Below are 25,988 nucleotides of genomic sequence, written 5' to 3' on the forward strand. Positions count from 1 at the left end.
TTCAGCTGGGTGCGGATTCGTCGCCGCTGCCGTCCAGGAAACGGTAGCCTATGCCCGGCTCGGTCTTCAGCCAGCGTGGCGCGGCGGGATCATCGCCCAGCTTCTGGCGCAGGCGGCCCAGCACGATGCGCAGGTAATGCGTGTCCTGCACATGCGTCGCCCCCCACACCTCGCGCAGCAATTGCTGCTGGCTGATCACGCGGCCGGCATGGCGCAGCAGCAGGGAGAGCACGGCGTACTCCTTGCGGGTCAGCGCGATCTGTTTGCCATCGAGGCTGACTTCGCGACGGGCCAGGTCGATCGCCAGATGGCCGTCGTCATACCGCGGCGGCACGTCGGCCGCGCCGGTGGCGGGATGGTGGCGCAGCAGGGCACGCAGCCTGGCCATCAGTTCCTGCATGCCGAACGGCTTGGTCACGTAGTCGTTGGCGCCGTTGTCCAGCGCGCGCACCTTCTCGCTCTCGGCGCTGCGCACGGACAGCATCAGCACCGGCACCGAGCTCCATTGGCGCAATTCGGCCAGCACTTCATGGCCTTCGCGGTCGGGCAGGCCCAGGTCGAGGATGACCAGATCGGGCGATTGGGTAGCGGCCAGGGCCAGGCCTTCGGCAGCGTTGGCCGCCTGCAGTACCTGATAACCCCCGGCACGCAGGCCGATGTCGAGGAAGCGACGGATCTGCATCTCGTCGTCTATCACCAGCACGCGTGGCGCGGAAGTGTTCAAGCGCTGCTCTCCGGTGCGGGTGGCAGGGGCAGGGTGATGCGGATGGTGGTGCCGCCGCCAGCGGTGGCCAGCGCTTCCACGCTGCCGCCGTGCGCGCCGATCATGCCGCGACAGATCGACAGGCCCAACCCGGTGCCGTTGTTGCCGCGATCGCCACGCGAGACCGAATGGAACATGTCGAAGATGCGCGCCCGCTCATCCGGCGGAATGCCCGGCCCGTGATCGATCACCTCGATCTGCAGCTGTTCGCCGATCACCGCCGCCTCCAGGCGCACGGCCTCGTCGGGCGGCGAGAAGTGTGCGGCGTTTTCCAGCACGTTGAACAGCGCCTGCTCGATCAGCGCCGGGTGCACATAGAGCAGTACCGTCTCCTGCGGCAGCGCGGTCTGCACGGCGAGCGCCGGGAATAACCGGCGCAGCCTGTCGGTGGCGGTCACCAGCACTTCGGTCGCATCGACCCAGTCGCGATGCAGCTTGAGCGCGCCATGGCCGAGCCGGGTCATGTCCAGCAGGTTCTGGATGTAGCGGTCCAGCCGCTGGCCCTCATGCACGATCGACTGCAGCAGCTCCTGCCGTTCGTCCCGCGGCAGCTGCGTTTCGTACATGGCTAGGGTGTCGGCGGCACCGATCATCGAAGCCAGCGGCGAGCGCAGGTCGTGCGAGACGGAGGAGAGCAGGGCATTGCGCAGCCGCTCGGTTTCGCCCTGCACGCGGGCCTGCTCGAGCTCGTGCCCCAGGCGGGCGCGTTCCAGTGCCAGGGCGATGTCCTGGCCCATCGCGAGGGCCAGCTCGCGCCGCTCGGCATCGGGTTCGTCCGAACCCCGCGTGGCAAACACCACCGTGCCGTGGCCGTGGGCGCCGACGGTCAACGGAACCACCCACTCGCCGCCGGACTCACCGTTCCGATCGACGGCGGATGCTTGCTCGTCAGGGTTGATGTGGGCGGTTGCGCCGACCGCCTGCGTCAATGCGCGAGCGCCGACCTCGCGAATCGCCGCGGCACCGGCGGCGGTGGCCAGTTGCCTGCCCAGCTGCAACAGCGTGCGCGTGCGCTGCTGCGCGGTTCGCAGGGAGGCGATCTGGTCGGAGAGCCGGGTGGCCATGCGGCTGCAGACGAGCGCGACGATCAGGAACAGCACGATCGCCAGCACGTCGTCGCCGTTGGCGATGGCCAGCGTGTACCGCGGGCGGGTGAAGAAGAAGTTGTAGCCGAGGAAACACAATACGGCCGTATAGACGGCTACCGCCATGCGCTTGCGTACCGCGACGGCGAGCACGCCGGTCAGAAGGATCAGCGAGAGATTGGCGATCGACAGGTAGCGGTCGGCAACGAAAGTCAGCGCAAAAGCCGCCAGCGTGACCGCGGTGGCGAAAAGGTAGTCGGCCGCGGCCGCGGCCGCGTCGTGCGGGCGGCGTGGCGCCGGCTCATGCATGCGACGGGTGTTCCCGGCGATGGGTCGATGGCCGATGTGGTGTCATATCTCCACCTCCGATCCCAGTTCGATGCGCCGGTTGCCGGGAATCCGGAAGAACGCGGTCGCGGACAGCGCATTGTGCGCCATGAAGGCGAACAGGCGGTCACGCCAAGCCGCCATGCCGTGGGCATGCCGGCCGGCCACGACGGTCTCGCGGGACAGGAAGAAGGTGGTATCCATCATGTCGAACGGCAGGCCGTGATGGCCGCACTGTGCCAGTCGCAGCGGCATGTCCGGGTCCTCGCTGAAACCGAAACGCAGGCGCAACCGGGTGAAGCCCTGGCCCAGCGCAGTCCATTCAAGTCGTTCCGGAGGTTCGGCCCGGGGCGTATCCAGTGTCTCGACGGTAAGCAGCACATTGCGCTCGTGCAGCACCTTGTTGTGTTTGAGATTGTGCAGCAACGAGCTGGGAATCGCCTCGGCATTGGCGGTCAGGAACACCGCGGTGCCCGGCACGCGCACCAGCGGATGATCCGCCAGGTTGCGGATGAACGGCGCCAACGCCACGCCGCCTTGCTGGATTTCCCGTACCACCAGTTCGCGTCCGCGGCGCCAGGTCGTCATCACCGCGAACACGCACAGGCCCAGCGCCAGCGGAAACCAGCCGCCGTGTTCCACCTTGACCAGGTTGGCGCTGAAGAAGGCGACGTCCACCGTGAGAAGGGCAGTGCCCGTGGCGATCACGGCCGGCAGGCGCCAGCGCCACTGGTAGCGCGCCACCACCAGTGCCAGCAGGGTGGTGGTGACCATGGTGCCGGTGACGGCGATGCCATAGGCAGCGCCCAGGTTGTCCGACGAGCGGAAGCCGAGCACGGCCGCCACGATCAGGATCAACAGGATTCGGTTGATCCACGGCACATAGATCTGGCCGGCCATCTCCGACGAGGTGTGCACCACCCGCATGCGCGGCATGTAGCCCAGCTGCATCGCCTCGCGCGTCATCGAAAACGCGCCGGAGATCACCGCCTGCGAGGCAACCACGGTGGCGGTCGTGGCCAGCGCGATCATCGGATACAGCATGAAGCGCGGCACCAGGTGATAGAACGGATTGGCCACCGCGGCGGGGTCGTGCAGGATCAGCGCGCCCTGGCCGAAGTAGTTCAGCACCAGCGCCGGCAGCACGAAGTTGAACCAGGCCAACTGGATCGGGCGCCTGCCGAAGTGGCCCATGTCCGCATACAGCGCCTCGGTGCCGGTAACCGCCAGCACCACTGCCCCGAGCGCGAAGAACGCCTCGGCGTGGTTGCGCAGGAAGAAGTCGATGCCGTAGGTCGGGCTGAGCGCCCGCAGAACCTCCGGATGGCGCGCGATGCCCAGCACGCCGAGGCCGGCGATGCTGATGAACCAGATCACGCAGACCGGGCCGAACACGGCGCCGATCCGATGCGTGCCGTGCTTCTGCAGCCAGAGCAGCCCGATGATCACCCCGACGGTGATCGGCAGCACCCAGGGCTCCAGCCCCGGTGCGGCGACCTTCAGCCCCTCGACCGCCGACAGTACCGATATCGCCGGCGTGATCACGCCATCACCATAGAACAGGGCGGCACCGAACAGGCCGAGCACGATCAGGCCCATGCGCAGATACGGCACGTCGCGCGCGCTGCGCTGGGCCAGCGCCAGCAAGGCCATGATGCCGCCTTCGCCGTTGTTGTCGGCGCGCATGATGAACAGCACGTACTTGATCGACACCACGATGATCAGCGACCAGAACACCAGGCTCAGCGCGCCCAGCACGTTCGCCGGCGTGACCGGTACGCCATGCTCGCCGAACACTTCCTTCAACGTGTAGAGCGGGCTGGTGCCGATGTCGCCGTAGACCACGCCCACGGCGCCCAGTGCCAGGGCGGCGAGCCGGCGCCTTTGCGACGGGTTGTTCATGCGCCATGGCCGATGGCGATGGGCCCGGCGGATGCCGGTGCGACGGGAAGAACGACGAGGTGAAACATCTGCACTGCCTGGAATGGATCAGGCGCGCAGTCTGGGCGTCGGGCCGTAACAGCGGCATAGCGCCACGCGCTGACGGCATAAAATTCGCGTAAAAATTGCCGTGGTCGCCGCGAGCAGCCACCAACGAAAAGGCCCGGGATGCCAGCTCCCGGGCCTGCTCCATGTGTCGCGGTGGTTCTCGCCGCAGCGGCTGTCGGACCTACTTCGCCTCCTTCTCCATCAGCTTCTCCACCATGCTGGCGGGCACTTCCTGGTAGTGGTCGAAGATCATGCTGAAGTTGCCGCGGCCGCTGGTGGCCGAGCGCAGGAAGTTGATGTAGCCGAACATCTCCGACAGCGGCACGAAACCCTGCACGAAGGCTGACGTGCCTTTCTGGCCCTGGTCGGAGATGCTGCCGCGGCGACGGTTGATGTCGCCGATGATGTCGCCGAGGTAGCTCGCCTCGGTGACCACCTCCAGGCTCATGATCGGTTCGAGCAGTTTCGGCTTGCTGAGCTTCTGCGCCTCGCGGAAGCAGGCGCGCCCGGCGATCTCGAAGGCCAGTGCGGAGGAGTCCACGTCGTGGTATTTGCCGTCGATCAGGCGCGCCTTGAAATCCACCACCTCGTAGCCGGCCACCTGGCCCTGGCGCGATTCGACCTCGATCGCGTGCTGCACCGCGGGGATGTATTCGCGCGGCACCCGGCCGCCGACCACCTCGTCGGAGAACACCACGCCCGAGCCCGGCTCGCCCGGCTCGAAGATGATCGTGACCTCGGCGAACTGGCCGGAGCCGCCGGACTGCTTCTTGTGCGTGTAGGTGTGCTCCACCGTCTGCCCGAACGCCTCGCGGAAGCTGACCTTGGGCTTGCCCATGTTCGCTTCCACTCCCAGCTCGGTGCGCATGCGGTCGATGGTGATTTCCAGGTGCAGCTCGCCCATGCCCTTGAGCACGGTCTGGCCGGTTTCCTGGTCCACCTCCATGCGCAGCGAGGGGTCGGCCTTGACCATCTTGTAGAGCGCGGTGGAGAGCTTGTCGACGTCGTTGCGGTTCTTCGGCTCCACCGACACGCTGATCACCGGGTCGGGGAAGCGCATGCGTTCGAGCAGGGCCGGGTGCGCCGGGTCGCTCAGCGAGTCGCCGGTCTCGGTCTCCTTCATCGAGACGAAGGCGCAGATGTCGCCGGCGCGGGTCTCGTCGATCTCGCGGGTGTGGTCGGCCTGCACCTCGACGATGCGGCCCACGCGCTCCTTCTTGCCGCGGGTGACGTTGAGCAGGGTGTCGCCCTTCCGGATCACGCCGGAGTAGATGCGGCAGAAGGTCAGCGTGCCGAACTGGTCGTTGATGACCTTGAACGCCAGCGCGCGCGCGGGCGCATCGTCGGTGACCGGCTGTTCGCCGATGGCGTTGCCGTCCTCGTCGACGATGGAGATGCCGCCGTTCTCGCCCGGGTAGGGCATGTAGTCGACCACGGCATCCAGCAGCTGCTGCACGCCCTTGTTCTTGTACGAGGAGCCGCACAGCACCGGCACCAGCTTGCCGCTGACGCAGCCCGTGCGGATGCACTTCTTCAGCACTTCCGGGTCGTGCTCGCCGGTTTCGATCAGGCGCTCGAAGGCGTCATCGTCCATCGCCAGCGCGTGTTCGAGCAGCTCCTGGCGCAGCGCGGGCAGTTGCGAGAGCCACTCGTTGTCGGCGGCCGTGGCGAACTTCAGGCGCTGCTGCGCCTCCTCGAAGGAGACCGTCTCCCACTTGCTGTCCTTGTCGTCGGACTGCCAGATCAGCGCCACGCCGGCGACCAGGTCGGCCATGCCGCAGAACTCGTCGCTGCTGCCCAGCGGCACCTGGCACAGCAGCGCCGGCGCGTTCAGGCGTTCGCGGATGCCCTTCACGCAGTGCGCGAAGTTGGCGCCGATGCGGTCCATCTTGTTGACGTAGCACAGCCGCGGCACGTGGTACTGGTCGGCCAGGCGCCAGTTGGTCTCGGTCTGCGGCTCCACGCCGGCGACGCCGTCGAACACGACCACGGCGCCGTCCAGCACGCGCAGCGAGCGGTTCACCTCGATGGTGAAATCGACGTGGCCCGGGGTATCGATCAGGTTGATCTGATGGCCCTTCCACTCCGTGGTCACCGCCGCCGACTGGATCGTGATGCCGCGCTTGCGCTCCTGCTCCATGTAGTCGGTGGTGGTGGAGCCCTTGCCGTCCTTGGTCTCGTGCGTGTTGACGATCTGGTGCTTGCGGCCGGTGTAGTACAGCACGCGCTCGGTCGTGGTGGTCTTGCCCGCGTCGATGTGCGCGATGATGCCGATGTTGCGGAAACGTTGCAGAGGTTTGCTGCGAGCCATGACGCGCGTCCATTGGAGAGGGCCGGAAGCGCAGGATGCGACCGGCGATCCGCCCATTGTAGCGAGGAGGGACGTGCAGGGATCAGGGCGTGGCCGGGCACGGGTGGCGGTGCGCCACGCGCTGCCGCTCCCCCGGGGATGGGGAGGGTGAGGGGATGAGGTTCTTGTTCTCGCTCCTCGTTTGCCGGGAGCGAGCCACCCGACCCTCCCCCGCAAGCCGGGGAGGGGGCGCAGGCTCAGCCCGCGACGATGCCGTAGTGCGGGTCGTTGCGCGCCGGTTCGCCCAGTTGGCTGAGCAGGATCGCGGTGCGGATGGTGAAGTCGTTCCAGCTCGGCAGCGCGGCCAGTTCCAGCCAGTCGGTCCATTCGGGCGCGAGTGAGCTGTCGTTGCGCCGTGCGGCGGCCTTGCGGCCGTCCAGGATGGCGTCGCGGATCGCCGGCATGCACGACATGAAGTGGCGCATGGTGTCCTTCTCCGTCACGGACAACCGGCTTGCCGGCGATTCCACCAGCCAGGTGCCGGCGGCTTCCATTTCCCACTGGTATTCGCCGGCCAGGAACCAGGTGAACACGTCGCCCTCGGCTTCGCCGGCGGCGACCGCGCGGGCGTGCTCCATGAAGCGGCGCACGGTCTGGTCGTGTCGATCTGACGTATCGGCGGAGTCGGTTGTAGTGGCCAGCATGTGCGTGTCCTCGTTCCCCAGTGGCGACGACCCGGCGAATGGGGCGCGTCGCGTTGCCTGCCTTGGCTCATGCACGAGCGGTGCCAAAAGTCTTGTCCACGCCGCCGGCCGCGCCAGCGCGGGCAGCGCCGGCCCAGGCTGCGCCTGCCTCGGCCGGTCGCGCTGCCGGCGGCCAGCGACGCGATGCGTCAGCTTGTGACCGGCGCGACCCTCAGCTCAGGCGGTTGCCCTCGAGCAGGTCTTCGTGGAAGGCGCCGAAGGGTTCGCTCGGGTGGGCGAGCTGGATCTCCAGTATCCACAGGCCGCTGGCCGGCACGCGGTCGAGGTCGCCGAGGTCGCCGCCGTGGTGGATCGCATGCGGAAAATCGCTGACCCGGTGGCCCTTGATCGCCTGGTTGAAACGCCAGCCCATGGCCGCGGCGCGTTGGGCGGCGAAGGCGTACAGGGCGCGGCCGCTCAGGCCGTCGTGGCGCCAGGCGTCGGCCACCTGCCGGAACAGGGCGCGCGCCGCGTCGGCGCAGGCTTGGCGTTGCGGCGCGTGACCGACCACGAAGGTATCGCCCACGTCGCCTTCGTGGCCGTCGAAGACCAGTCCGAGGTCGATGAAGTAGCTGTCGTTCTCGCCCAGCCGCACGCCCGGCTCGGAAGGTTCGCGGAACCCCTTGGTGGTGTTGCGGCCGATGCGGATCAGCGGCCGGTGCCACAACCGCTCGCTGCCGAGTTCGGCGAACACCTCGTGGGCGAGCGCCACCGCCTCGGGTTCGCTGATGCCCGGCTGCATGCGCGCGCGAATCGCCTGCAGCGCCGCCCAGCTGCGCTCGCGGGCGCGCAGCATCAGCGCCGGATCAAAGCGCGCCCCCACCGCTTCCCGGGTGGTGCCCTGCGCGCGGCTCAAGCGAGCACCAGCAGCAACGCGACCGCGGCCGGCAGTGCCTGGAACCAGAGGATCTTGCGCGCCGCGGTGAGCCCGCCGAACACGCCCGCGGCGAGCACGCAGCCAAGGAAGAACACCTTGATGGCGAACCCGTCCGGACCCAGCCACACGCCCCAGATCAGCCCGGCGACGAGGAAGCCGTTGTACAGCCCCTGGTTGGCCGCCAGCGCACGCGACTGTTCGGCGAACTCCTCGCTGAGGCCGAACGCGCGGCGACCGGAAGGTCGCGTCCACAGGAACATCTCGAGGATCAGGAACCACAGGTGCAGCAGCGCGATCAGGACGATCAGGAGGTTGGCGACGAGGGGCATGGCGTGCTCGCGATGAGGCCGTTCGGTGATTGTCGCAGCGGCCGATTCGATGGCGCAAATGGCCGCCGGCGAGGTGCGCTCAGGCGCCGGGGGACGCCGGCGCCGCAGCGCGAAAGGTCACCACCAGCACGTCGCGATGCGACGCTTGCGCCGGGTCGATCGGGGTGACCGCGGTGACGCCATGGCTGACGCGGGCGTCGATGACCATGGCCGCGTCCAGCGGATGGGCCAGGGTGAAACTGCCCAGCAGCGCGCCGTCATCGGCGTGGATGGTGGTGGTGCCGCTCTCGATGTTCTGGCGGTCGATCAGCAGCACCAGCACGTAGTCGACGCCGTCGTGGTGGACGCCCTCCGGGGTGGGCTCGCCAGGCTCGTCGGCGCGCGCCTCGATGCGGAACTGGTGCGTCTCGACATGCCAGCGGCGCGGCCCGCCGGCCGCCATCGGGGCGAACAGCGCATGCGCAAACTGCAGGATGCAGCGCATGCTGGCGCCACCGGCCAGCGCCGGCCGGATCGGCAGGAACCAGCGCTGGATGTCGCCCTGCAACGGGTTGTAGCGCGCGCTCTGCCAGTGCGGCTGGTGCGGCTGGCGCTGCAGCGTGCCGTCCGGCTCGATCGCGAACGTGGCGTGGCGCCGGCTGCGATGCCGACCTACCGCCGCCAGGTAGGTGTCGGGTGCCAAGTCGTTCCAGCTGGCGCGAAAGGCCGGCCAGTCGTCCATCTCCGGCATCGGCAGCAACTGGCGCATGTGTTCGGCGGTGACGAAGGCGAAGCCGTCGCGATGCAGGCGGGCCTGCAAGGCGGGGCGGTCGAGAGGGGGAGTCATGGGGCGACACGGTAGCAGCATCCCCCGCAGCCGGACAGTGCGCCGATCGCGCAACCCGTAGGGCGGGCACTGCCCGCCGCCATCGCTCGAAAATGCAACGGAATGTCACCCACCCATATAAACGTTTAGATGTTTAGACGTCTATTGACACAAGGCGTTCCAGGCGCCACCATCCGTCCACTCATCGAGACCGGCTGAGGGACAGGCCCTTTGAAGCCGGGGCAACCTGCGGAGCGTTTCCGTCAAGGTGCCAACTCCTGCGGAGGTGCGCGGTGCACCTGCCGGTAGATGGGCGTCACCCGTTTCGCGGCCTGCGCCGCCGAGTCACGGGCGGCGGCCACTCCGGTCCCCCGCGGGGCGATGCCGACCGGAGCCACTGGCATGACCTTGCAGTCCCAAGCCCGATGTATCGACACCCCGCACGACGCGTTCGTGCCGTCGGGGGAACCGTGCCTGCGCCTGGCCGCCCGGCGCGACAGCCGCCGGCTGATCCTGCAGCCGAAGTACGGCAGCGGCCCGCGCGAAGTCGAGGTTGGCTACGCGTGGCACGGCGCGGTGGGGGGACCCACGGTGATCGTGCAGGGCGGCATCTCGGCCGATTGCGATGTGAGCGGTGCGGCCGGCTGGTGGCGGGAGTTGGCCAACGACGGCGCGGCGATCGACCTGACGCGTTGCCGGGTGCTGTCGATCGACTGGCTGGATAGCGCGCAACTCGGCGCCGAGGCAGTCTCCAGCGAGGACCAGGCCGATGCGCTGGCTGGCCTGCTGCGCGTGCTGGGCATCGCCCGCGCGCATGCCTTCGTCGGCTCGTCCTACGGTGCGATGGTGGCGCTGGCCTTCGCCGCCCGCCATCCGCGTGCGGCAGACCGACTCGTGCTGCTGGCCGGTGCCCACCGGCCGCACCCGCTCAGCACCGCCCAGCGCAGCGTGCAGCGCGGCATCGTGCGGCTGGGCCAGGCCAGCGGCCATGTCGACGAGGCGCTGGCGCTGGCGCGGCAGCTGGCGATCACCACCTATCGCGGTAGCGCCGAATTCGGTCGCCGCTTCGCCGGCGCGCCCGAGCAGCGCGCGGAACGCTTCCATTTCCCGGTCGAGGATTACCTGGAGCACCAGGGCCGGCGTTTCGTCGAGCGCTTCGATGCCGATCGCTTCCTCGCCCTGTCCGAATCGATCGACCTGCACCAGGTCGAGCCCGAGCAGGTGGCCGCGCCGGCGACGCTGATCGGCTTTCCGTCCGACCGGCTGGTGCCGCTGGCCGACCTGTGCGAGTTGCAGCGCCGCCTGCGCGGCCCGGCCACGCTCGAAGTGGTCGAGTCGCCCTACGGCCACGACGCCTTCCTGAAGGAACCCGAACAACTCGCGCCGCTGCTGCGCGAGGCGCTAGCCCTGTAGGGCGGGCACTGCCCGCCATTCGCCCGGCACCGGCGGCGGGCGGTGCCCGCCCTACGACCAGAAGACATGACGAAGACGATCCGGAGAACGACATGAGCGCCACCCCCGCCCCCTGTACCCGCGCCGTGCGCGCCGGCATCGAAAGCGATACCCAGCACGGCGCGGTGGTGCCGGCGCTGCACCTGTCGACCAACTACAGCTTCGAGGGCTTCGGTCGCAAGCGCGCATACGACTATTCGCGCAGCGGCAATCCCACCCGCGATCTGCTGGCCGAGGCGCTGGCGGAGCTGGAGCAGGGCGCCGGCGCAGTGGTCACTTCCAGCGGCATGTCGGCGGTGGCGCTGGCGCTGGAACTGGTGCCGCCCGGCGCCACCGTGCTGGCGGCGCACGATTGCTACGGCGGCAGCTGGCGCCTGCTGGATGCGTGGGCAAAGAAGGGGCGCTTCGCGGTCGAGTTCGCCGACCTCACCGACAACGTGGCACTGGCCGCGGCGCTGGCGCGCAAGCCGGCGCTGGTATGGGTGGAGACGCCATCCAATCCGCTGCTGCGGATCACCGACATCCGCCACGTCGCGCAAGCCGCGCATGCGGCCGGCGCGCTGCTGGTGGTCGACAACACCTTCCTGTCGCCGGCGCTGCAGCAGCCCTTGCTGCTCGGCGCGGACGTGGTGGTGCACTCGACCACCAAGTACATCAACGGCCACAGCGACGTGGTCGGCGGCGCTGTGGTGGCGCGCGACGCGGCGGTGGCCGAGCAGCTGAAGTGGTGGGCCAACTGCACCGGGCTCACCGGCGCGCCGTTCGACAGCTACCTCACCCTGCGCGGCCTGCGCACGCTGGGCGTGCGCCTGCGCCAGCATCAGGAGAACGCGGCGCGCCTGGCCGAGCGGCTGGACGGCCATGCTGCCGTGCGCAAGGTCTACTACCCGGGCCTGGCCGGCCACCCCGGCCATGTGCTGGCGGCGCGCCAGCAGCTCGGCTTCGGCGCCATGCTCAGCTTCGAACTGGACGGCGACGTGCCGCAGATCGAGGCCTTCGTCGATGGACTGGAATATTTCTCGCTGGCCGAATCGCTGGGCGGCGTGGAAAGCCTGATTGCGCACCCGGCGACCATGACGCACGCCTCGATGGCGCCGAAGGCGCGGCGCACGGCGGGCATTTCCGACAGCCTGCTGCGCATGTCGGTGGGCATCGAGGACGGCGACGACCTGCTGCGCGACGTCGACGCCGCACTGGCCCGCGCCGAAGCGGTACGGACGTCCAAACGCCGGGTGCCCGCATGAGCGCGGTGCTGGCCGAGCGCGCGCTCCACGCGCGCGGCGCGGCGGCGTCGACCACGGCGATCGTGCTGCTCGGCACCGGCGTGGTGGGTGGTGCCTTGCTGAAGCTGCTCAACACCGACGCGGCCCGTTCGCTGCGCCTGGTCGGTGCGGCGAACTCGCGGCGCCAGCAGACCGATCCGGACCGGCTGGCCCGGCGCGGCCTGCGCGAGCAGCTCAACCAGCACGGCGCGCCGCGCGACAACGCCAGCCTGCTCGCGGCACTGGACGCCAGCGAGGCGGCGACGAAAGTGATCGTCGACGCCACCGCCAGCGCGACGCTGGCCGCGCGCCACGCCGAGTGGCTGGCGCACGGCTACCACGTGGTCACCGCGAACAAGGCGCTGGCCGGCGGTGAACTCTCCGGCTGGCGCGCGCTGCAGGCGGCGCTGGGCAGTGGCGGCAGTTATGGTGATTCGGCGACGGTCGGCGCGGGCCTGCCGGTGCTGTCCACGCTGCGTCGGCTGCGCGCATGCGGCGATCACCTGCTCACGCTGGAGGGCGTGTTCTCCGGCTCGCTGTCGTGGTTGTTCAACCAGTACGACGGCAGCCGGCCGTTTTCCGAGCTGCTGCGCGAGGCGCGTCGGCTGGGCTACACCGAGCCCGATCCACGCTCGGACCTGTCCGGCGAGGACGTGGCGCGCAAGCTGCTGATCCTCGCGCGCAACGCCGGCTTCTCGCTGGGCAGCGACGAGGTGCAGGTGGAAGGCCTGGTGCCCGAGGCGCTGCGTGCGCTCGATGCCGACACGTTCCTGGCGCGACTGGGCGAGCTGGATGCGCCGCTCGCCGCGCGTCACGCGGCCGCCGCCTCGCGCGGTTGCGTGCTGCGCTTCCTCGCCCGACTCAACCAGCGCGGCCTGGCTCGCGTGGGCCTGGCCGAAGTGCCGCTGACCCATCCGGCCGCGCGCCTGTACGGCACCGACAACCAGTTCGCCCTCACCACCACCCGCTACAACACCCAGCCGCTGGTGATCCAGGGCCCGGGCGCCGGCCCGGAAGTGACAGCGCAGGCGTTGCTGGGGGATGTGCTGGCGCTGGGGTGAGGGCGCGTCTCACTTGGCCGCAATCGCCTCGACCTGGATGCGCAGCGTCACGTCCATGCCGAAGCCGTAATCCTTGCCGGCATCGATGCCGAAGGTGTCGCGCCGGAACGTGGCCAGCGCATCGGCGCCACAGACTTCGCGCTTGAACACCGGGTGCTGCATGCACTTGAAGCTGTCGATCTTCAGGTCCAGCGGATGCGTAACGCCGTGCAGGGTCAGCTTGCCTGTGACCCGGGTCGGCGCTCCATTGACGAAGTCGACGAGCTTGCCGGTGTACCGGGCCTGCGGATACTTCGCCGTCTCGAACAAATCCTTGCCCCGCGCGCCCTTGTTGAGTTGCTCCTGACCGAAATCGGCGCTGGTCATGTCGACGGTGACGTCCACCGTGCCGAGGCCGGCCGCCTTGTCCAGCGTCACCGTGCCGCGAGTGTGGTTGAACTTGCCGCGCCATACCGACAGCCCGCCCATGTGATCGGCCTCGAAGCTGGGGTAGGTGTGATCCGGATCGATCCGGTACGTCGTGGCGGCGGCGAGGGCGCTGCCGCTGGCGGCGAGCAGGAACACGGTGGTGGCGACGGCGGTGCGGTTGGAAAACATGGGCGACTCCCGTTCGAAATGCGCAGCCGAAGATGGATGCATGTCCGGGCGACGAACGGGCCTCCGCGTTATCGACACGGCCAGGCACGCATGAACGAAAACGCACGGCCTGGGCCGTGCGTCTCGTCGATCGAATGGGGCGCGCTCAGCGGCCGGTGATGCGCTCGGCGCTCTCTTCGTCCGGCGGCACCTGCAGTTCGCCCGGATGCTCGTGCGCCTCGATCCGGATCGCTTCCACCGACGGCGTGCGCCAGCCGGATTTCACGCCCCACAGGTAGAACGCCAGGCCGATCACCGCCACCAGCGCCAGATCCCAGCCGTAGGCAAGGTAGCCCTTGCCGCCGAACATCGGGCTGCCGGCCCACGACACCAGCGCCAGCGTGGGCAGGTAGCAGACCAGCCACCAGGCGCCCTTCATCTGCCGACCGAAATCATGCCAGCCGGCCTTGGCCTGGTAGTAGAAGTACACCGGCAACGCGACCACCATCAGCACGATGATCTCGCCGGTCAGCGGCCACTTCGCCCAGTACAGCAACTCGGTGGACATGATGAAGGCAACCCCGGCGAGTACCGGCAGGCCGGCCAGCCGGAACGGGCGATTCAATTCCGGCGCGGTGCGGCGCAAGGTCATCACGCTGACCGGGCCGGTGAGGTAGGAGATGATCGTGGCCACCGAGATCACCGCCGCCAGCGCGCCCCAGCCGCGGAAGAAGAACAGGAACAGGAACGACACCGCCAGGTTCACCCACATCGCAGGCCGCGGCACGCCCCACTTCGGATGCACGGTACCGAGGATCTTCGGCAAGGTGCCGTTGCGCTCCATGCCATACAGCATGCGCGCGGTGGTGGCGGTGTAGGTCATGCCGGTGCCGCTCGGGCTGATCACCGCGTCGATGAACAGCAGCGTGGCCAGCCATTGCAGGCCGAGAATGATCGCCAGGTCGGCGAACGGCGACGAGAAGTCGATGCCGTGCCAGCCCACGTTGGCCAGCATCTCGCGCGGCACCGCGCCGATGAACGCGACCTGCAGCAGCACGTAGACGATCGTGGCCAGCGCGATCGCGCAGACGATCGCGAACGGGATGCTGCGGCCGGGGTTGCGCGCCTCGCCGGCCAGGTTCACCGGGCTCTGGAAACCGTTGAAGCTGAACACGATGCCGGCGATCGCCACCGCGGTGAGGATCGAGGGGAAGTCCGTCTTGTGCAGTTCGCCGTGGATGCCGACGGAGAAGTTCTCCGGATGGAAGCCGCTCATCATCAGCAGCACCGCGGTGAGCGCGGGGATCACCAGCTTGAACAGCGTGATCGCGGTGTTGGAGCGCGCGAACAGTTTCACGCTCCAGAAGTTGAACAGGAAGTACACGATCACCAGCGCTGCGGCGATCAGCAGGCCGGTGGTACTCAGCTCGCCATGGCTGCCAGGAACCTGGTGATAGAGATCCTTCGCCCAATCCCACTTCCACGACGACATGTACTGCGCCGACGCTTCCGCTTCGACCGAGATCACCGAGACGATCGCGATCCAGTTCGCCCACGCCGCGATGAAGCCGACCAGCGAGCCGTGCGAGTAGTGCCCGTAGCGCACCATGCCGCCGGATTCGGGAAACATCGCGCCCAACTCGGCGTAGGTCAGCGCGATCGCCATGATGACCACCGCGCCGATCACCCACGCCCAGATCGCCCCCGGTCCTGCGATCTGCGCCGCGCGCCATGCGCCGAACAACCAGCCCGAGCCGATGATCGAGCCCAGGCCGGTAAGCATCAGGGCGAACGGGCCGACATCGCGGCGGATCGCGCGTTCTTGGGTCATGCGAGGTTCCCGTAGCGGCGCGAAGCGCGCCGTGAAGGGGCCGATGGTTGCAGAATCGGGCCGCAGCTGTCACCTGCCGGCGGTCATGCAGCCGTTGCGGCTGTCCCTTCCTCGCGTACCGGTCACGACGCTCGGCCGAACGGAAGGACTTGCGCGGCCGGCAGCAGATGCTGGCGCAGCAGGTCGAGCGGGCGGTGGTATTCCATGTTGTGGCGCGTGTTGCGGCCCAGCGCAGGGTGCTTGAACAGGCCATCCCAGTCGCGTGCTGCGGCTTCGGGGAGGGAGCGGTCGCTGTGTTCCAGCGTCATCCACAGCTCGAACTTGCGCTGGTTGAGCGAGGCCAGCAGGTTGCGGTCACGGGTGGCGGCGAAGGCGAAGCCGGCGTCGAAGCCGTGCAGCTCCGCATCGACGCCCGGCCCGCGCAAGCCGTGATGTTCGGCGATGGCGGCGAACTGCAGCAGCGCGCGCTCGTGCAGCACGCGCAGGTTCGCCGCATTGCCCGGCAGGACCAGCACCGCACCGGTGACGGCATTGAGCAGCACCACGAACGGCTGCCGGCGCCAGAAGTCGATGTCCGCATACCACTCGCCCAGCGGGTTCGCCTCGGGCGCGGGTTCCGGCGGCTTGGCCGGCTGCTTCAGGCGCTTGAGCAGCTTGGCGGTGCAGCGCAGGAGGGTCATGCCACGCGCACCTGGCCGTTCATCAGCAGGGGGAGCAGCCAGTCGCGGAGTTGGGTGAGTTCGACGTTCTCCAGATTGTTTGCGCTGATCTTCTCAAACAACGGCGCAATTGCTGCGTTGAATTTCTCAATGACTGATCTCTCTCTCGGCACAGCCAAACTGATGTCCTTAAGAGTGTCTTGACTCACATTCTTAAGGATAGAGCCGCTTGATTGGGAAAGCAGCGACTGCTCCAGCTGCTTCAGTCGGAAGAAAAGCAGCAGCTTGTTTTCAGCGTTCGCAACTTTCAGGCAAATAATGAATCCGCAGTAGATTGTGTTAGTCGGGCACGGCTGCATCATGCGGGTCGCGCCGGGAATGCCACTTCGGGCAATCAAGATTGAGTCGGCCGTAACTAGGTACTTGTCTATGTCGGCCTGATCCAACTCCAACTCGTCCAGATCGTCACTATTCAGAAAGATGGAAGTGGCTGAAACGTTACGTACGTTGACAATGCGCGCGACGGAATCACCTCCGATGGAAGGATCGTAGTTGATGCCGTTACGGAAACTGCCAAGTTCGGATAGCGGTTGCGCCTTCCAGCCCATGGGAATCTCGCGCTTGAGGGTGTCGTTCCAGACCATCGCGCCGCCGCTGGATTTGTAAGGGCGGCCGTGGGCGTCGGGGAAGTCGAACTGCACGAACCAGTAGTCGTAGATCGTCTTCGCCAGCGCCTCCAGCTCGGCGTTGATGCGCTGGTTGAGGTCGATCTTGGCGTCGAGGGCGGAGAGAACGGCGGCTATTTTTTTCTGCTCTGCCTTGTTGCTGTGAATTTGAAATTTCAGCGCGTCGAAGTCCCCCTTGTTCAGCAGGGGGAGCGCAGTGCTCCCCGTCGCTGCATTTCGCAAAGAACGATAGTTGTTCGTGAGCGCGTAATAGATGTAGTCGGCGGAGTAGTCGTCACGAACGACGATGGAATTAATTTGCTGGTTCGAGATGCTAGCGACCTTGCACATCGCGACCTTACCCATGGCGGAGCCGATGCAAGTTACCAGCACGCTGTTGGGTGGCAGGAGCTTGCCTCTAAGTTTCGCGACGCCGGCAGCAGACAGCGATCGCTCGGTGTGCGTGATGAACTTCTGATCGAATGAGTCCGAAGGGGTAACAAACGGTGTGGCGTTACCGAAGTCTCCGGGCGACTCCGAGGATGGCGTTTTCCCGGTAATCGTTTCGCCAATCTGCGAAATTGTTGGGATGATGAAATCACCCATACCGCAAGCCTCCGATGGCTTCGGCAATCTCACCCTCTAGCTCCCGCGACTGCTCGAACATCCCTGCCAGATTCGCCTGATACGCCGCCACCTTCGCCGCAAATTGCTCCGGCGTCAGGTCCTCGTAATCGATCCTCACCTCGAAATACTGCCCCGCACTCAGCGAATAATTCTTCGCCGCGATCGCCGCGTGATCCACCACCACCGAAAAATCCTCCACCGCCTCTCGGGCGTTGAAGGTGTCGACAATCCGCTGCTCTTCGGTATGGCTAAGCAGGGTCTTCTGGTTCTTGCCTTCCTTGACCTTGGTGCCCAGCGCGGAGGCGTCGATCAGCACCACGCCGTCGCGGTTCGTGGTGTCGAGGAACAGGATGGATACGTTGGTGCCGGTCGTGGCGAAGATGTTGCTGGGCATGGAGACCACGCCTGCGATCATCTTTTCGTCCACCAGTTTCTGGCGGATGCGCAGCTCGATGCCGCTGCTGGCGGTGATGAAGCCGGTCGGCACGACCACGGCGGCTTTGCCGCCGGGTTTCAGGCTGGCGATGATGTGCTGGATGAACAAGAGGTAGATCGCCATCTTGTCCTTGGCCTTGTTCGGCACCTTGGGGATGCCGGCGAAGAAGCGGCTGGCGTTGGCGTCCGATTCCAGGTCGTCGCGGAAATCGGAAAAATCCATCTTGAACGGCGGGTTGGACACGATGTAGTCGAACTGGCGTAGCTTGCTGGGTGCGTTCGGGTCGCGGTGCACCGGGTGCAGGATGGTGTTGCCCTGGGTGATGTGCGGGATGGAGTGCACCAGCTTGTTGAGTACCAGGTTCAGGCGCAGCAGGCTGGAGGATTTCTGCGAGATGTCCTGCGACCAGATGCTGCAATGGTCTTCGCCGATGGCATGGGCCAGCGCCATCAGCAGGGTGCCCGAGCCCGAGGCCGGGTCGTAGCAGGCGGCGTTCTTCACCGCGCCGCGCTTGTCTTCGGGCACCAGGATGTCGGCCATGATGGTGGCCACCGCGTGCGGGGTGTAGTACTCGGCGTACTTGCCGCCGTTGTCCTTGTTGTAGTCCTTGATCAGGTATTCGAACAGGGCGGCGTAGAAGTCGTACTTCTGCTCGAACAGGCGCTCGAAGCTCACCCCCACCAGCTTGTTGAACAGCGCGCGGACGAAGCCGTCGCGCTTCTCCAAGCTGCCGGTGACGTATTCGCTGAGGCGGTCGAACAGCGGCACCTTTTCGCCGTCGTCGGTCTGCACCGCGAAGATGTCGTTGTTGGCCACGGCGATGGCGATCAGGGTGTCGTCCCACAGCCTGGCGAAGCCGGGTTCGCTCTGGCGGTTGAACAGGCTGGGGATCAATTGGTCGGCGGTGAGGCGCGGGGTTTCCGCAGGCAGCATGTCTTGCAGGTCTTGCTGCGCCTCTTCGGGCAGTGCCTGCCAACCGACGATCCAGTCATCCACGCCGGCCAGCGCCGGGCAAGCGCGCTTCATCTCGTAGGCGAACTTGTCGCACAGCAGCTTGTACAGAAAGGTCTGCACGATGATCTTGTATTCGTTGCCGTCGTTGCCGAGGCCGGCGCTGGCGCACACGGCCTTGAGGCCATCGATCAGGTCGCGGGTTTGTTGCTGGTAGCTGGGATTCATCGGGTCCGGGAATGTCGAAGGTTCGGTTTCAGTGGTAGTCGTCTTCGCGCTGGTGGCGGACGGCGAGGATGGTGAGGGTGTGCTCGTCTTCGATGTCGAACAAGGCGACGTAGCCGGCGTAGCCGAAAGGGATGACCAGCTCGCGCAGGAAGGGGTTGGCGTCGTCCACCTTGCGGCAGGAAAACGGCATGTCCGCCAGAAACGCGTAGCCGCGCTCGATCGCCGCGCGTGCGCGCAAGGCCGCGGGGTAGTCCACGGGTGCGAGGAAATCCAGCAGGCGCTCGAGATCGTGCTGCGCGGCCTGACTGATCCGGACCCGGAAACTCACTGGGCGTCGGGCTTGTGCTTGGCGAGAATGGCATCCAGGCCCGCGAGCGATTCATTGACCGTGAAGTACCCACCTGTGCGCTTGGCGTCTTCCCGCGCCGCCAGACCGCGGGCGATGAACTCGGCTTGCATGTGGCGGCGATTCACCTCGTCGCGCAGGGACTGTTCCATGAAACTGGACAAGGTCTCGCCCTCGCGCAGCACGGATTCGGCTGCCTGGCGCAGCTCGGGAGCGACACGCAGGGGCGGCAAGGTGGCGGTTTTCATGGCGGCATCCTCTTGCATAGCATTTGCGATGCAACCCTAGCACGGTCGACGCCGGGCCGCCAGAAACGGGGGTTCATCCCCGCTCGAACGGCAGGCGCCCTTGGGATTCGCCCAGGTATTCGCCCACCAGCAGCCGCTGGATCAGGCGGCGGGTATCGGCATCCGGCTCGGGCGGCTTGTCCTGGAAGTGACGCATCACGATGGGCATCACGCTGCGCTCGAAAAACGCCGGGTTGCCCAGCAGTTCGCGGTTGCCCAGCACCGCGCCGTCCATGTCGCGCTTGATGCCGACCAGCGCAGCGTGCAGGCGGGTCTGGTTGTCGCCCAGGCGGTGCGAATCCAGCAGGCGCTTGTGCACGCGCATCAGCTTGCCGTCGCCGCCGTAGCGGGCGGCCAGGTTGGCGTTGGCCTGGTTGAGTGCGCGGGCGTGCTGTTCGATGTCGCGCAGCGCAGTGATGTTCGCCTGCATCTCCTGCTGGCTCACTTCGCTGAGTTTCTTGGCCTTGAACAGGCGCTCCAGCTCGTCCTTGAGGCTGATCCACGCCGGGTCCTGCGGGTCCTGGGTGGAAGCCAGGGTTTCGCGGGTGCGGCGCAGGATGTCCTTCAGCTCGTCGGCCAGCTTCAGTTCTGCCTCGCCGATTTTCTCGAACTTGAAGATCACGTCCTCCAGCGCCTGGTTGAGCAGGCCGGAGGTGTCGTCGGCGTGCTCCAGTTGGTGCTTGAGATTGAGCGCGGCCAGCGCGTTCTGCGCTTCGATGTGCAGAAGGCGCAGCTTGCGGAAATCGAGCACGCCGGCGAGTTCCCCGTGGCCGCCGAGGCGGATCAGGTTGTACAGCTCGCGTGCCTGGGTGAGCGCCTTGACGATGGCGAGCAGTTGCTGGCGGTCATGGATCTGGCCGACCTGCTGCGAGAACAGCTCGGCGTCGTCCAGCGAAAAGGCGAACAGCGCCTCGCGGATGGCCTCGACGCTGGCGCGGATCTCGGCCTCGCTCATGAACAGCTGGCTGTAGTGCTCGATCTCGTCGCCCAGTTCGGCGGTGAGCTCGTCGTAGTAGTCGCGGTTGGCCTTGTCGAATTCGGCCTGGATGTCGGCAAAATCCACCACGTAACCGTAGCGGAACTTGCCGTAGCGGCGGTTGACCCGGGTGAGCGCCTGCAGCAGGTTGTGGTTCTTGATGACGCGGCCGAAGTAGAGCTTCTTGAGCCGCGGCGCGTCGAAGCCGGTGAGCAGCATGTTGTAGACGAACAGCAGGTCGATCCGGCCCTTCTTGTAGGCCTTGACCTGGTCTTCGCGCGACTGCTTGTCGCCCTCGTCGTGCAGGATCAGCGCGGCGCTGAGCGGCTGCCTGGCGTAATGGGCGGCATCCTCGGCCACGCGACCCTGCCGGTAGGCGTCGTCGTTGGCCGCCTCGGCCACGCTGGGCCGCGCCTCCCGTTGCATGAGCTGCTGGAACTGGCGGTGCAGCTCGCGCGCCTGCTCGGCGCTGTCGCAGATCACCATGCCGCCGATGCTGTCGTCGCCGAAGGTGATCCGGGACTGCACGAAGTCACGCAGGATGTAGTCGAGCATGGCGCCGACGAAGTGCTTGTGGGCGTACAGCGCCTTGCGCTCGATGCCGCCCTGTTGCACTTCGATGTGCGCTAGCGCCTGCTGCAGCTGCATCTTGTAGCGGGTGGCGATTTCCTCGCGGATCAGGCGCAGCGTGTAGCCATCGGCGATCGAAGCGTTGTAGTAGTACTTGTGGATGTAGTCGCCGAACAGCGCCTTGGACTGCAACTGCTCGCCGATCAGCGGCGTGCCGGTGAGGCCGATCTTGATCGCGCTGCGATCAGACTGTTCCAGGTTGGCGAGGAAGCTGCCTTTCGGGTTGTAGCTGCGGTGCACTTCGTCGAGGAAATACACGCGCTGCACGGCAAGGTTGTAATCCTGCGCGGCGGCGACGTCCGGGTCGTCCTTGAACTTCTGGATGTTGACCACGGTGATCTCGGCCGCGCCCCGGTCGTTGCGGGCGGCTCCGCCCTGTTTGATGTCGCGGGCGAACACGTCGCGGCTGTCGATCACGTGCACGGTGAGGCCGCGCAGGCGGAATTCGTCGCGCGCCTGCTTGAGCAGATCGAGCCGGTCGACGATGAAATAGAAGCGCGGCACCTGCCCGGTCTGCCGGAACCAGTCGGTGAGGAAGCGCACGTTGTAGTAGGCCAGCGCAGTCTTGCCGCTGCCCTGGGTGTGCCAGATGATGCCCTTGCGCACGCCCGCCGCCAGGCGCTCGGCGATGGCCAGCGTGGCGAACAGCTGCGGGTAGCGCATCACGTGCTTCTGGATGCCCTCTTCCTCGTCCAGCCAGGCGAAGGCGTATTGCAGGATGAAGGCGAGCCGCTGGCGACTGAACAGCGAGGTGAGCAGACGGTGGGTCGGCGTGTCGGCGGCCTTGTTGCGCTCGAACTCCGGCGCGCCCTTGATGCTGACCAGGTTGGTGTCGGTGAGGATGGCGTCTTCGGTGGCTTCGGACAGCGGCGCGATGAGGCCGGCAAGCTCGGCCTGACGCTCTTCGCGGAAGTAATTGAAGTGCGCGTCGCCATAGGTGGATGCGGCGTAGAACGCGCCCTGCACGGGATCGATGGCCGCCTCGTCGTACTCCATGTTGTTGGAGAACACCTGCAACTGGATCAGGTTGAAGAAGTGGCGGAACTTGCGGTTGGCGTGGCGGCGATCCATGCGCCGGCGCTCTTCGAGCACGCCGCCGGGATTCATGCGCTTCTTCACCTCGATGATCGCCAGCGGCAGGCCGTTGACCAGCAGGGTGATGTCGGGGCGGAAGTTGTCCTCGCCGTTCTCGAACGGCAGTTCGGTGACGGCATGCCAGCTGTTGTTGTCGGGATTGTCGAAGTCGATCAGGCGTACGCCCGAGCGTGCGGTGAGGCGCTTGTGGAAGGCCTTGCCGAGGTCTTCGTTCTGCAGGTCCAGGCGGATTTCATCGAGCAGGCTGGACAGGTCCTGGCGATGCAGGTCGGGGTTGATGCGCAGCAGGGCTGCTTCGAGAATCTCCGGAAAAATATTGCTGCGCTCATCGCGACGCGCCTGCTTCAGCGACAGGTAGTCGTAGCCCAGCCGCGACAGATGCAGCAGGGCCGGGATCTTGACTCGCGAATCTTCGTTGAACGTGGTCAAAAACGCTCCCTGCCCTGGGGCGGATCGTCGCAAAGATCGCCGGAGACGTCGTCGCGGCGCGCGCCTCCCTGACGCATTTATGCATCAGGTGCTTTCATCGGCGCAAATTCCGCCCCCCGTGCTCAGCACTCGATGACGTTGACTGCGAGGCCGCCGCGCGAGGTTTCCTTGTACTTGTCCTTCATGTCGCGGCCGGTGTCGCGCATGGTCTTGATGACCTTGTCGAGGCTGACGCGGTGCTTGCCGTCGCTCTTCAGCGCCATGCGACTGGCGTTGATGGCTTTCACCGAGCCCATCGCGTTGCGTTCGATGCAGGGGATCTGCACCAGGCCGCCGATCGGGTCGCAGGTGAGGCCGAGGTTGTGTTCCATGCCGATCTCAGCGGCGTTCTCGACCTGCATCACGTTGCCGCCGAGCGCGGCGGTGAGGCCGCCGGCGGCCATCGAGCAGGCCACGCCGACTTCGCCCTGGCAGCCGACTTCGGCGCCGGAGATCGAGGCGTTTTCCTTGTACAGGATGCCGATGGCGGCGGCGGTGAGCAGGTACTCGATGATGCCTTCGTCGTCCGCCTTCGGGCAGAAGCGCAGGTAGTAGTGGCCGACCGCGGGCACGATGCCGGCGGCGCCGTTGGTGGGCGCGGTGACCACGCGGCCGCCGGCGGCGTTTTCCTCGTTCACCGCCAGCGCATAGAGGTTCACCCAGTCGAGGATGGTCAGCGGGTCCTTCAGTGCGGCTTCGGGCTGGTTGCGCAGATCCTCGAGCATCGCCGGAGCGCGGCGCGCTACCTTCAGGCCACCGGGCAGGGTGCCGGGCGAGCGCAGGCCGCGGGTGACGCAGTCCTGCATGGCCTTCCAGATGGTCAGCAGGCCGGCGCGGGTCTCGGCCTCGGGGCGCCACACGCTTTCGTTCGCCATCATCAACTGCGCGATGGTCAGCCCGTGCTGCTTGCACAGCGCCAGCATCTGGTCGCCGGTGGTGAAGGCATAAGGTTGCTCGGTGGTGTCGGCGACGATGCGATCCTCCGCCGCCTCGTCGGTGTTGACCACGAAGCCGCCGCCGACCGAGTAGTAGTCGCGGCTGGCCAGCTCGTTGCCGTCGGCGTCGTACGCGGAAAAACGCATGCCGTTGGTGTGGAACGGCAGCTTCTGGCGCTTGTTGAAGACCAGGTCGGCCTTTTCGTCGAACGCGATCTCGCGCTTGCCGAGCAGAAGGATGCGGCCGGTGCCGCGGATGCGTTCGAGCGTGGCGGGGATCCGGTCGGGATCGACGGTGTCCGGGTGCTGGCCTTCCAGGCCCAGCAGCACCGCCTTGTCGGTGCCGTGGCCGCGGCCGGTCATCGCCAGCGAGCCGTACAGCTCGGCACGCACGCGGGCGACGCGGTCGAGCACGCCCTTTTCCTCCAGCCAGCGTTCGGCGAAGCGCGCGGCGGCGCGCATCGGGCCCACCGTGTGCGAGGAGGACGGACCGATGCCGATCTTGAACAGGTCGAATACGCTGACGGCCATGGATGCGCTGCGAGGTGAAGGATTGAACCAGCTATTCTACGCGGCGCCCCGATCCATTCGCAGCAGCATGTCCGACCTCATCCTCTACCAGCGCGATTACTGCCACCTGTGCGACAAGGCCCTCGCCGTGATGGCCGAGGCGCACGCGCCGGATTTCGACAGCGAGTGGGTGGACGATTCGCCCGAGCTCGAGCAGCGCTACGGCACCCGCGTGCCGGTATTGCGCGATGCGCGCGACGGGCGCGAGCTGGATTGGCCGTTCGATGCCGCGGCAGTGCGCGCGTTCCTGGGTCTGCCGTAGGGTGGGCACCGCCCGCCGGCTTTTCGACAGGGTGCAAGGTTGGGCAAGGGCGGCGGGCAGTGCCCGCCCTACGCGGTCCGTAGGGTGCCCCGTTGTTGCGATCAGCGGGAGCGTGACTTCAACCGCTTGAGGATTTCCTCGCGCGCCTCGCGCAGGATCGAATCGCGATCCAGGCTGGCGACGACATCGGCGACGGCGCGCTTGGCGCCGGCTTCGCCCCAGGACTTGCCGCCGACCAGGTAGCGTTCGGCGGCGCGGCCGATCAGCACGGTGGCATACCAGCCCAGCGCGCCCTGCGCGGCGGCGGTGACCACCACGGAGAGGCCGGCGCTGATGCCCTTCAGTGCGGAAGCGACCAGCTGCATGCCCCAGATCGCGCCCATCAGTGCGGCCAGCTGCGCCGAGATCACCGCCACCAGCCGGCCGGACTCGGCGCGGGTCAGCGGCAGGCCGTAGATGCGCGAGAGCTGCACCACCATCGCCGCGTCCAGCCCGGCGGCGGCGAGCAGGTCGGCCACCGGGATCGGGTTGAGCGCCACGGCGACGCCCTTGGCGATGCAGTAGTTGTGGATCAGTTTCGCCGCCACGGCCTTGCGGGTCTGCGCGATGCGCGCGCTGACCTGGTCGGTGAGGCGGCCGGCGTAGAGGCCGGCATTGATCGCCGAGAGCGCCTTGCCTTCGCGTGCGGCGATCGCCAGCAGGCGTTCGCGCAGCACCGCGACATCCGCCACGCGGGGTTGTTCGTGGACGTGCTCCTGGCCGCGCGCGTCGACTTCCACCACACGCTGCGGGGTCGGGTGCGCGGCGACGGCCAGCACGTCCTCGGTGCGGACGAGGCCGGCGGTGCGCTGGCGCAGGTGGTCGAGCAGGCCGTCGCGTTCGTCGGCGCCGTAGCGATCGGCCTTGTTCAGCGCCAGCAGCAGCGGACGCTGGGTGGCGGCCAGCGTCTTCAGCGCGTCGAGTTCCTCGCGGGTGAGGTCGCCGTCGCAGACGAAGATCACCAGGTCGCTGACCTCGGCGACGTCGAAAGCCAGCTTCTCGCGCGCCTCGCCGTCGAGCTCGTTGATACCGGGCGTGTCGATCAGCACCAGGCCGTCGTGCTGCGCCTCGTCGAGCACGGCGTGTTCGGCGTCCGTGGTGGTGCCGTGCAGGACGCCGACGCGGAACGCCTCGCGCCCGAGCAGGGCGTTGCCCAGCGCCGACTTGCCGGCGGAGACGCGACCGAACACCGCCACGTGCAGCTCGCCGCGTTCGAGCCGGGCCAGCATGCTTTCGATGCGGCGGAATTCGCCGGCCAGCTCGCTGCGCACCGAAGGCGGGATCGCCGGGTCGTCGAGCAGGCTGCGCAGGCTGTCGGCGACGCGGCTGGAACCGTCATCGACGCGTGCGGTGGGTGCGGTCCCGCGCGCCGGTTCGTGCCGGAGCCGGCTGCGCAGGCGCCGCCACCAGGACGCGTCGCTCAT

Annotated in this window: 21 protein-coding genes, 1 pseudogene and 1 riboswitch; of the genes and pseudogenes, 4 read left to right on the forward strand and 18 right to left on the reverse strand. The window is 67.2% G+C overall.

All coding sequences use genetic code 11. From position 1 onward, the window contains the following. Position 1: 1 nt before the first annotated feature. The 8 genes and pseudogenes from ACVCMI_RS05520 to ACVCMI_RS05555 all read right to left on the reverse strand — a co-directional run bounded on the left by ACVCMI_RS05520 (position 2) and on the right by ACVCMI_RS05555 (position 9,229). Complete coding sequence (locus ACVCMI_RS05520; RefSeq protein WP_447097130.1) at positions 2-724, reverse strand: response regulator; 723 nt, start codon at positions 722-724, stop codon at positions 2-4. Then, a pseudogene (locus ACVCMI_RS05525) lies at positions 721-2,106 on the reverse strand (sensor histidine kinase); the annotation flags it as partial. The pseudogene ACVCMI_RS05525 and the gene ACVCMI_RS05520, both read right to left, overlap by 4 nt. Positions 2,107-2,199: 93 nt before the next feature. Continuing rightward, entirely contained in the window at positions 2,200-4,077 is a 1,878-nt protein-coding gene (locus ACVCMI_RS05530; RefSeq protein WP_447097128.1) for a potassium transporter Kup, read from the reverse strand. 268 nt (positions 4,078-4,345) lie between these two features. Further along, the gene (gene fusA, locus ACVCMI_RS05535) at positions 4,346-6,475 is read right to left on the reverse strand and encodes an elongation factor G (protein WP_395116608.1); all 2,130 of its coding nucleotides are present in this window, start codon (positions 6,473-6,475) and stop codon (positions 4,346-4,348) included. A 236-nt stretch (positions 6,476-6,711) separates the two neighbouring features. Continuing rightward, positions 6,712-7,158 (reverse strand): hypothetical protein, encoded by a 447-nt coding sequence (locus tag ACVCMI_RS05540; protein ID WP_395116610.1) that lies wholly within the window; start codon positions 7,156-7,158, stop codon positions 6,712-6,714. 211 nt (positions 7,159-7,369) lie between these two features. Next, positions 7,370-8,053, reverse strand: coding sequence for a M24 family metallopeptidase (locus ACVCMI_RS05545; protein WP_447097127.1), 684 nt, complete (start codon positions 8,051-8,053; stop codon positions 7,370-7,372). Next, positions 8,050-8,403 (reverse strand): DUF1304 domain-containing protein, encoded by a 354-nt coding sequence (locus ACVCMI_RS05550; RefSeq protein ID WP_447097126.1) that lies wholly within the window; start codon positions 8,401-8,403, stop codon positions 8,050-8,052. The genes ACVCMI_RS05545 and ACVCMI_RS05550 overlap by 4 nt, the downstream gene beginning before the upstream one ends. 79 nt (positions 8,404-8,482) lie before the next feature. Then, positions 8,483-9,229 (reverse strand): 2OG-Fe dioxygenase family protein, encoded by a 747-nt coding sequence (locus ACVCMI_RS05555; protein ID WP_395116616.1) that lies wholly within the window; start codon positions 9,227-9,229, stop codon positions 8,483-8,485. A gap of 178 nt (positions 9,230-9,407) precedes the next feature. Then, a riboswitch (SAM riboswitch) is annotated at positions 9,408-9,524 on the forward strand. An 86-nt stretch (positions 9,525-9,610) separates the two neighbouring features. On the opposite strand from ACVCMI_RS05555, the gene metX reads away from it, so the two are divergent. The 3 genes from metX to ACVCMI_RS05570 all read left to right on the forward strand — a co-directional run bounded on the left by metX (position 9,611) and on the right by ACVCMI_RS05570 (position 12,983). Beyond that, complete coding sequence (metX, locus tag ACVCMI_RS05560) at positions 9,611-10,621, forward strand: homoserine O-succinyltransferase MetX (protein WP_447097125.1); 1,011 nt, start codon at positions 9,611-9,613, stop codon at positions 10,619-10,621. A gap of 92 nt (positions 10,622-10,713) precedes the next feature. After that, positions 10,714-11,904, forward strand: a complete 1,191-nt coding sequence (gene metB, locus ACVCMI_RS05565; protein ID WP_447097124.1) for a cystathionine gamma-synthase — start codon at positions 10,714-10,716, stop codon at positions 11,902-11,904. Then, the gene (locus ACVCMI_RS05570; protein ID WP_447097123.1) at positions 11,901-12,983 is read left to right on the forward strand and encodes a homoserine dehydrogenase; all 1,083 of its coding nucleotides are present in this window, start codon (positions 11,901-11,903) and stop codon (positions 12,981-12,983) included. Before metB ends, ACVCMI_RS05570 begins: the two co-directional genes overlap by 4 nt. A 9-nt stretch (positions 12,984-12,992) precedes the next feature. On the opposite strand, the gene ACVCMI_RS05575 is transcribed toward ACVCMI_RS05570, so the two are convergent. The 9 genes from ACVCMI_RS05575 to ACVCMI_RS05615 all read right to left on the reverse strand — a co-directional run bounded on the left by ACVCMI_RS05575 (position 12,993) and on the right by ACVCMI_RS05615 (position 24,224). Beyond that, entirely contained in the window at positions 12,993-13,580 is a 588-nt protein-coding gene (locus ACVCMI_RS05575; RefSeq protein ID WP_447097122.1) for a YceI family protein, read from the reverse strand. A gap of 145 nt (positions 13,581-13,725) precedes the next feature. Beyond that, the gene (locus tag ACVCMI_RS05580; RefSeq protein WP_395116624.1) at positions 13,726-15,390 is read right to left on the reverse strand and encodes an APC family permease; all 1,665 of its coding nucleotides are present in this window, start codon (positions 15,388-15,390) and stop codon (positions 13,726-13,728) included. Between the two features lie 122 nt (positions 15,391-15,512). Beyond that, positions 15,513-16,070, reverse strand: coding sequence for a DUF6933 domain-containing protein (locus tag ACVCMI_RS05585; RefSeq protein WP_447097121.1), 558 nt, complete (start codon positions 16,068-16,070; stop codon positions 15,513-15,515). Next, positions 16,067-17,320, reverse strand: coding sequence for a restriction endonuclease subunit S (locus tag ACVCMI_RS05590; protein WP_447097120.1), 1,254 nt, complete (start codon positions 17,318-17,320; stop codon positions 16,067-16,069). The genes ACVCMI_RS05585 and ACVCMI_RS05590 overlap by 4 nt, the downstream gene beginning before the upstream one ends. Next, positions 17,313-18,956: an HsdM family class I SAM-dependent methyltransferase gene (locus ACVCMI_RS05595; RefSeq protein WP_447097119.1), complete on the reverse strand. Its 1,644-nt coding sequence runs from the start codon at positions 18,954-18,956 to the stop codon at positions 17,313-17,315. The genes ACVCMI_RS05590 and ACVCMI_RS05595 overlap by 8 nt, the downstream gene beginning before the upstream one ends. 28 nt (positions 18,957-18,984) lie before the next feature. After that, complete coding sequence (locus ACVCMI_RS05600) at positions 18,985-19,284, reverse strand: type II toxin-antitoxin system RelE/ParE family toxin (protein WP_447097118.1); 300 nt, start codon at positions 19,282-19,284, stop codon at positions 18,985-18,987. Continuing rightward, positions 19,281-19,550: a YlcI/YnfO family protein gene (locus ACVCMI_RS05605; protein ID WP_136257518.1), complete on the reverse strand. Its 270-nt coding sequence runs from the start codon at positions 19,548-19,550 to the stop codon at positions 19,281-19,283. Before ACVCMI_RS05605 ends, ACVCMI_RS05600 begins: the two co-directional genes overlap by 4 nt. A gap of 73 nt (positions 19,551-19,623) precedes the next feature. Next, complete coding sequence (locus ACVCMI_RS05610) at positions 19,624-22,719, reverse strand: type I restriction endonuclease subunit R (protein WP_447097117.1); 3,096 nt, start codon at positions 22,717-22,719, stop codon at positions 19,624-19,626. Positions 22,720-22,841: 122 nt separating this feature from the next. Then, entirely contained in the window at positions 22,842-24,224 is a 1,383-nt protein-coding gene (locus ACVCMI_RS05615; RefSeq protein ID WP_395116636.1) for an L-serine ammonia-lyase, read from the reverse strand. Positions 24,225-24,291: 67 nt separating this feature from the next. Here ACVCMI_RS05615 and ACVCMI_RS05620 point away from each other — a divergent pair, with 67 nt between their 5' ends. Beyond that, positions 24,292-24,525, forward strand: a complete 234-nt coding sequence (locus ACVCMI_RS05620) for a glutaredoxin family protein (protein ID WP_447097116.1) — start codon at positions 24,292-24,294, stop codon at positions 24,523-24,525. A 101-nt stretch (positions 24,526-24,626) separates the two neighbouring features. On the opposite strand, the gene ACVCMI_RS05625 is transcribed toward ACVCMI_RS05620, so the two are convergent. Continuing rightward, positions 24,627-25,988, reverse strand: a complete 1,362-nt coding sequence (locus tag ACVCMI_RS05625; RefSeq protein ID WP_447097115.1) for a DUF697 domain-containing protein — start codon at positions 25,986-25,988, stop codon at positions 24,627-24,629.

The organism is Rhodanobacter sp. UC4448_H15 (assembly GCF_052978265.1).

Excerpts from the sequence above, each read along its gene's own strand:
- ACVCMI_RS05585 (WP_447097121.1), bottom strand. The coding sequence starts at position 16,070 with ATGACCCTCCTGCGCTGCACCGCCAAGCTGCTCAAGCGCCTGAAGCAG.
- fusA (WP_395116608.1), bottom strand. The coding sequence starts at position 6,475 with ATGGCTCGCAGCAAACCTCTGCAACGTTTCCGCAACATCGGCATCATC.
- ACVCMI_RS05595 (WP_447097119.1), bottom strand. The coding sequence starts at position 18,956 with ATGAATCCCAGCTACCAGCAACAAACCCGCGACCTGATCGATGGCCTC.
- ACVCMI_RS05555 (WP_395116616.1), bottom strand. The coding sequence starts at position 9,229 with ATGACTCCCCCTCTCGACCGCCCCGCCTTGCAGGCCCGCCTGCATCGC.
- ACVCMI_RS05590 (WP_447097120.1), bottom strand. The coding sequence starts at position 17,320 with ATGGGTGATTTCATCATCCCAACAATTTCGCAGATTGGCGAAACGATT.
- ACVCMI_RS05605 (WP_136257518.1), bottom strand. The coding sequence starts at position 19,550 with ATGAAAACCGCCACCTTGCCGCCCCTGCGTGTCGCTCCCGAGCTGCGC.
- metB (WP_447097124.1), top strand. The coding sequence starts at position 10,714 with ATGAGCGCCACCCCCGCCCCCTGTACCCGCGCCGTGCGCGCCGGCATC.
- metX (WP_447097125.1), top strand. The coding sequence starts at position 9,611 with ATGACCTTGCAGTCCCAAGCCCGATGTATCGACACCCCGCACGACGCG.
- ACVCMI_RS05580 (WP_395116624.1), bottom strand. The coding sequence starts at position 15,390 with ATGACCCAAGAACGCGCGATCCGCCGCGATGTCGGCCCGTTCGCCCTG.
- ACVCMI_RS05615 (WP_395116636.1), bottom strand. The coding sequence starts at position 24,224 with ATGGCCGTCAGCGTATTCGACCTGTTCAAGATCGGCATCGGTCCGTCC.
- ACVCMI_RS05620 (WP_447097116.1), top strand. The coding sequence starts at position 24,292 with ATGTCCGACCTCATCCTCTACCAGCGCGATTACTGCCACCTGTGCGAC.
- ACVCMI_RS05540 (WP_395116610.1), bottom strand. The coding sequence starts at position 7,158 with ATGCTGGCCACTACAACCGACTCCGCCGATACGTCAGATCGACACGAC.
- ACVCMI_RS05550 (WP_447097126.1), bottom strand. The coding sequence starts at position 8,403 with ATGCCCCTCGTCGCCAACCTCCTGATCGTCCTGATCGCGCTGCTGCAC.
- ACVCMI_RS05575 (WP_447097122.1), bottom strand. The coding sequence starts at position 13,580 with ATGTTTTCCAACCGCACCGCCGTCGCCACCACCGTGTTCCTGCTCGCC.
- ACVCMI_RS05625 (WP_447097115.1), bottom strand. The coding sequence starts at position 25,988 with ATGAGCGACGCGTCCTGGTGGCGGCGCCTGCGCAGCCGGCTCCGGCAC.
- ACVCMI_RS05530 (WP_447097128.1), bottom strand. The coding sequence starts at position 4,077 with ATGAACAACCCGTCGCAAAGGCGCCGGCTCGCCGCCCTGGCACTGGGC.
- ACVCMI_RS05570 (WP_447097123.1), top strand. The coding sequence starts at position 11,901 with ATGAGCGCGGTGCTGGCCGAGCGCGCGCTCCACGCGCGCGGCGCGGCG.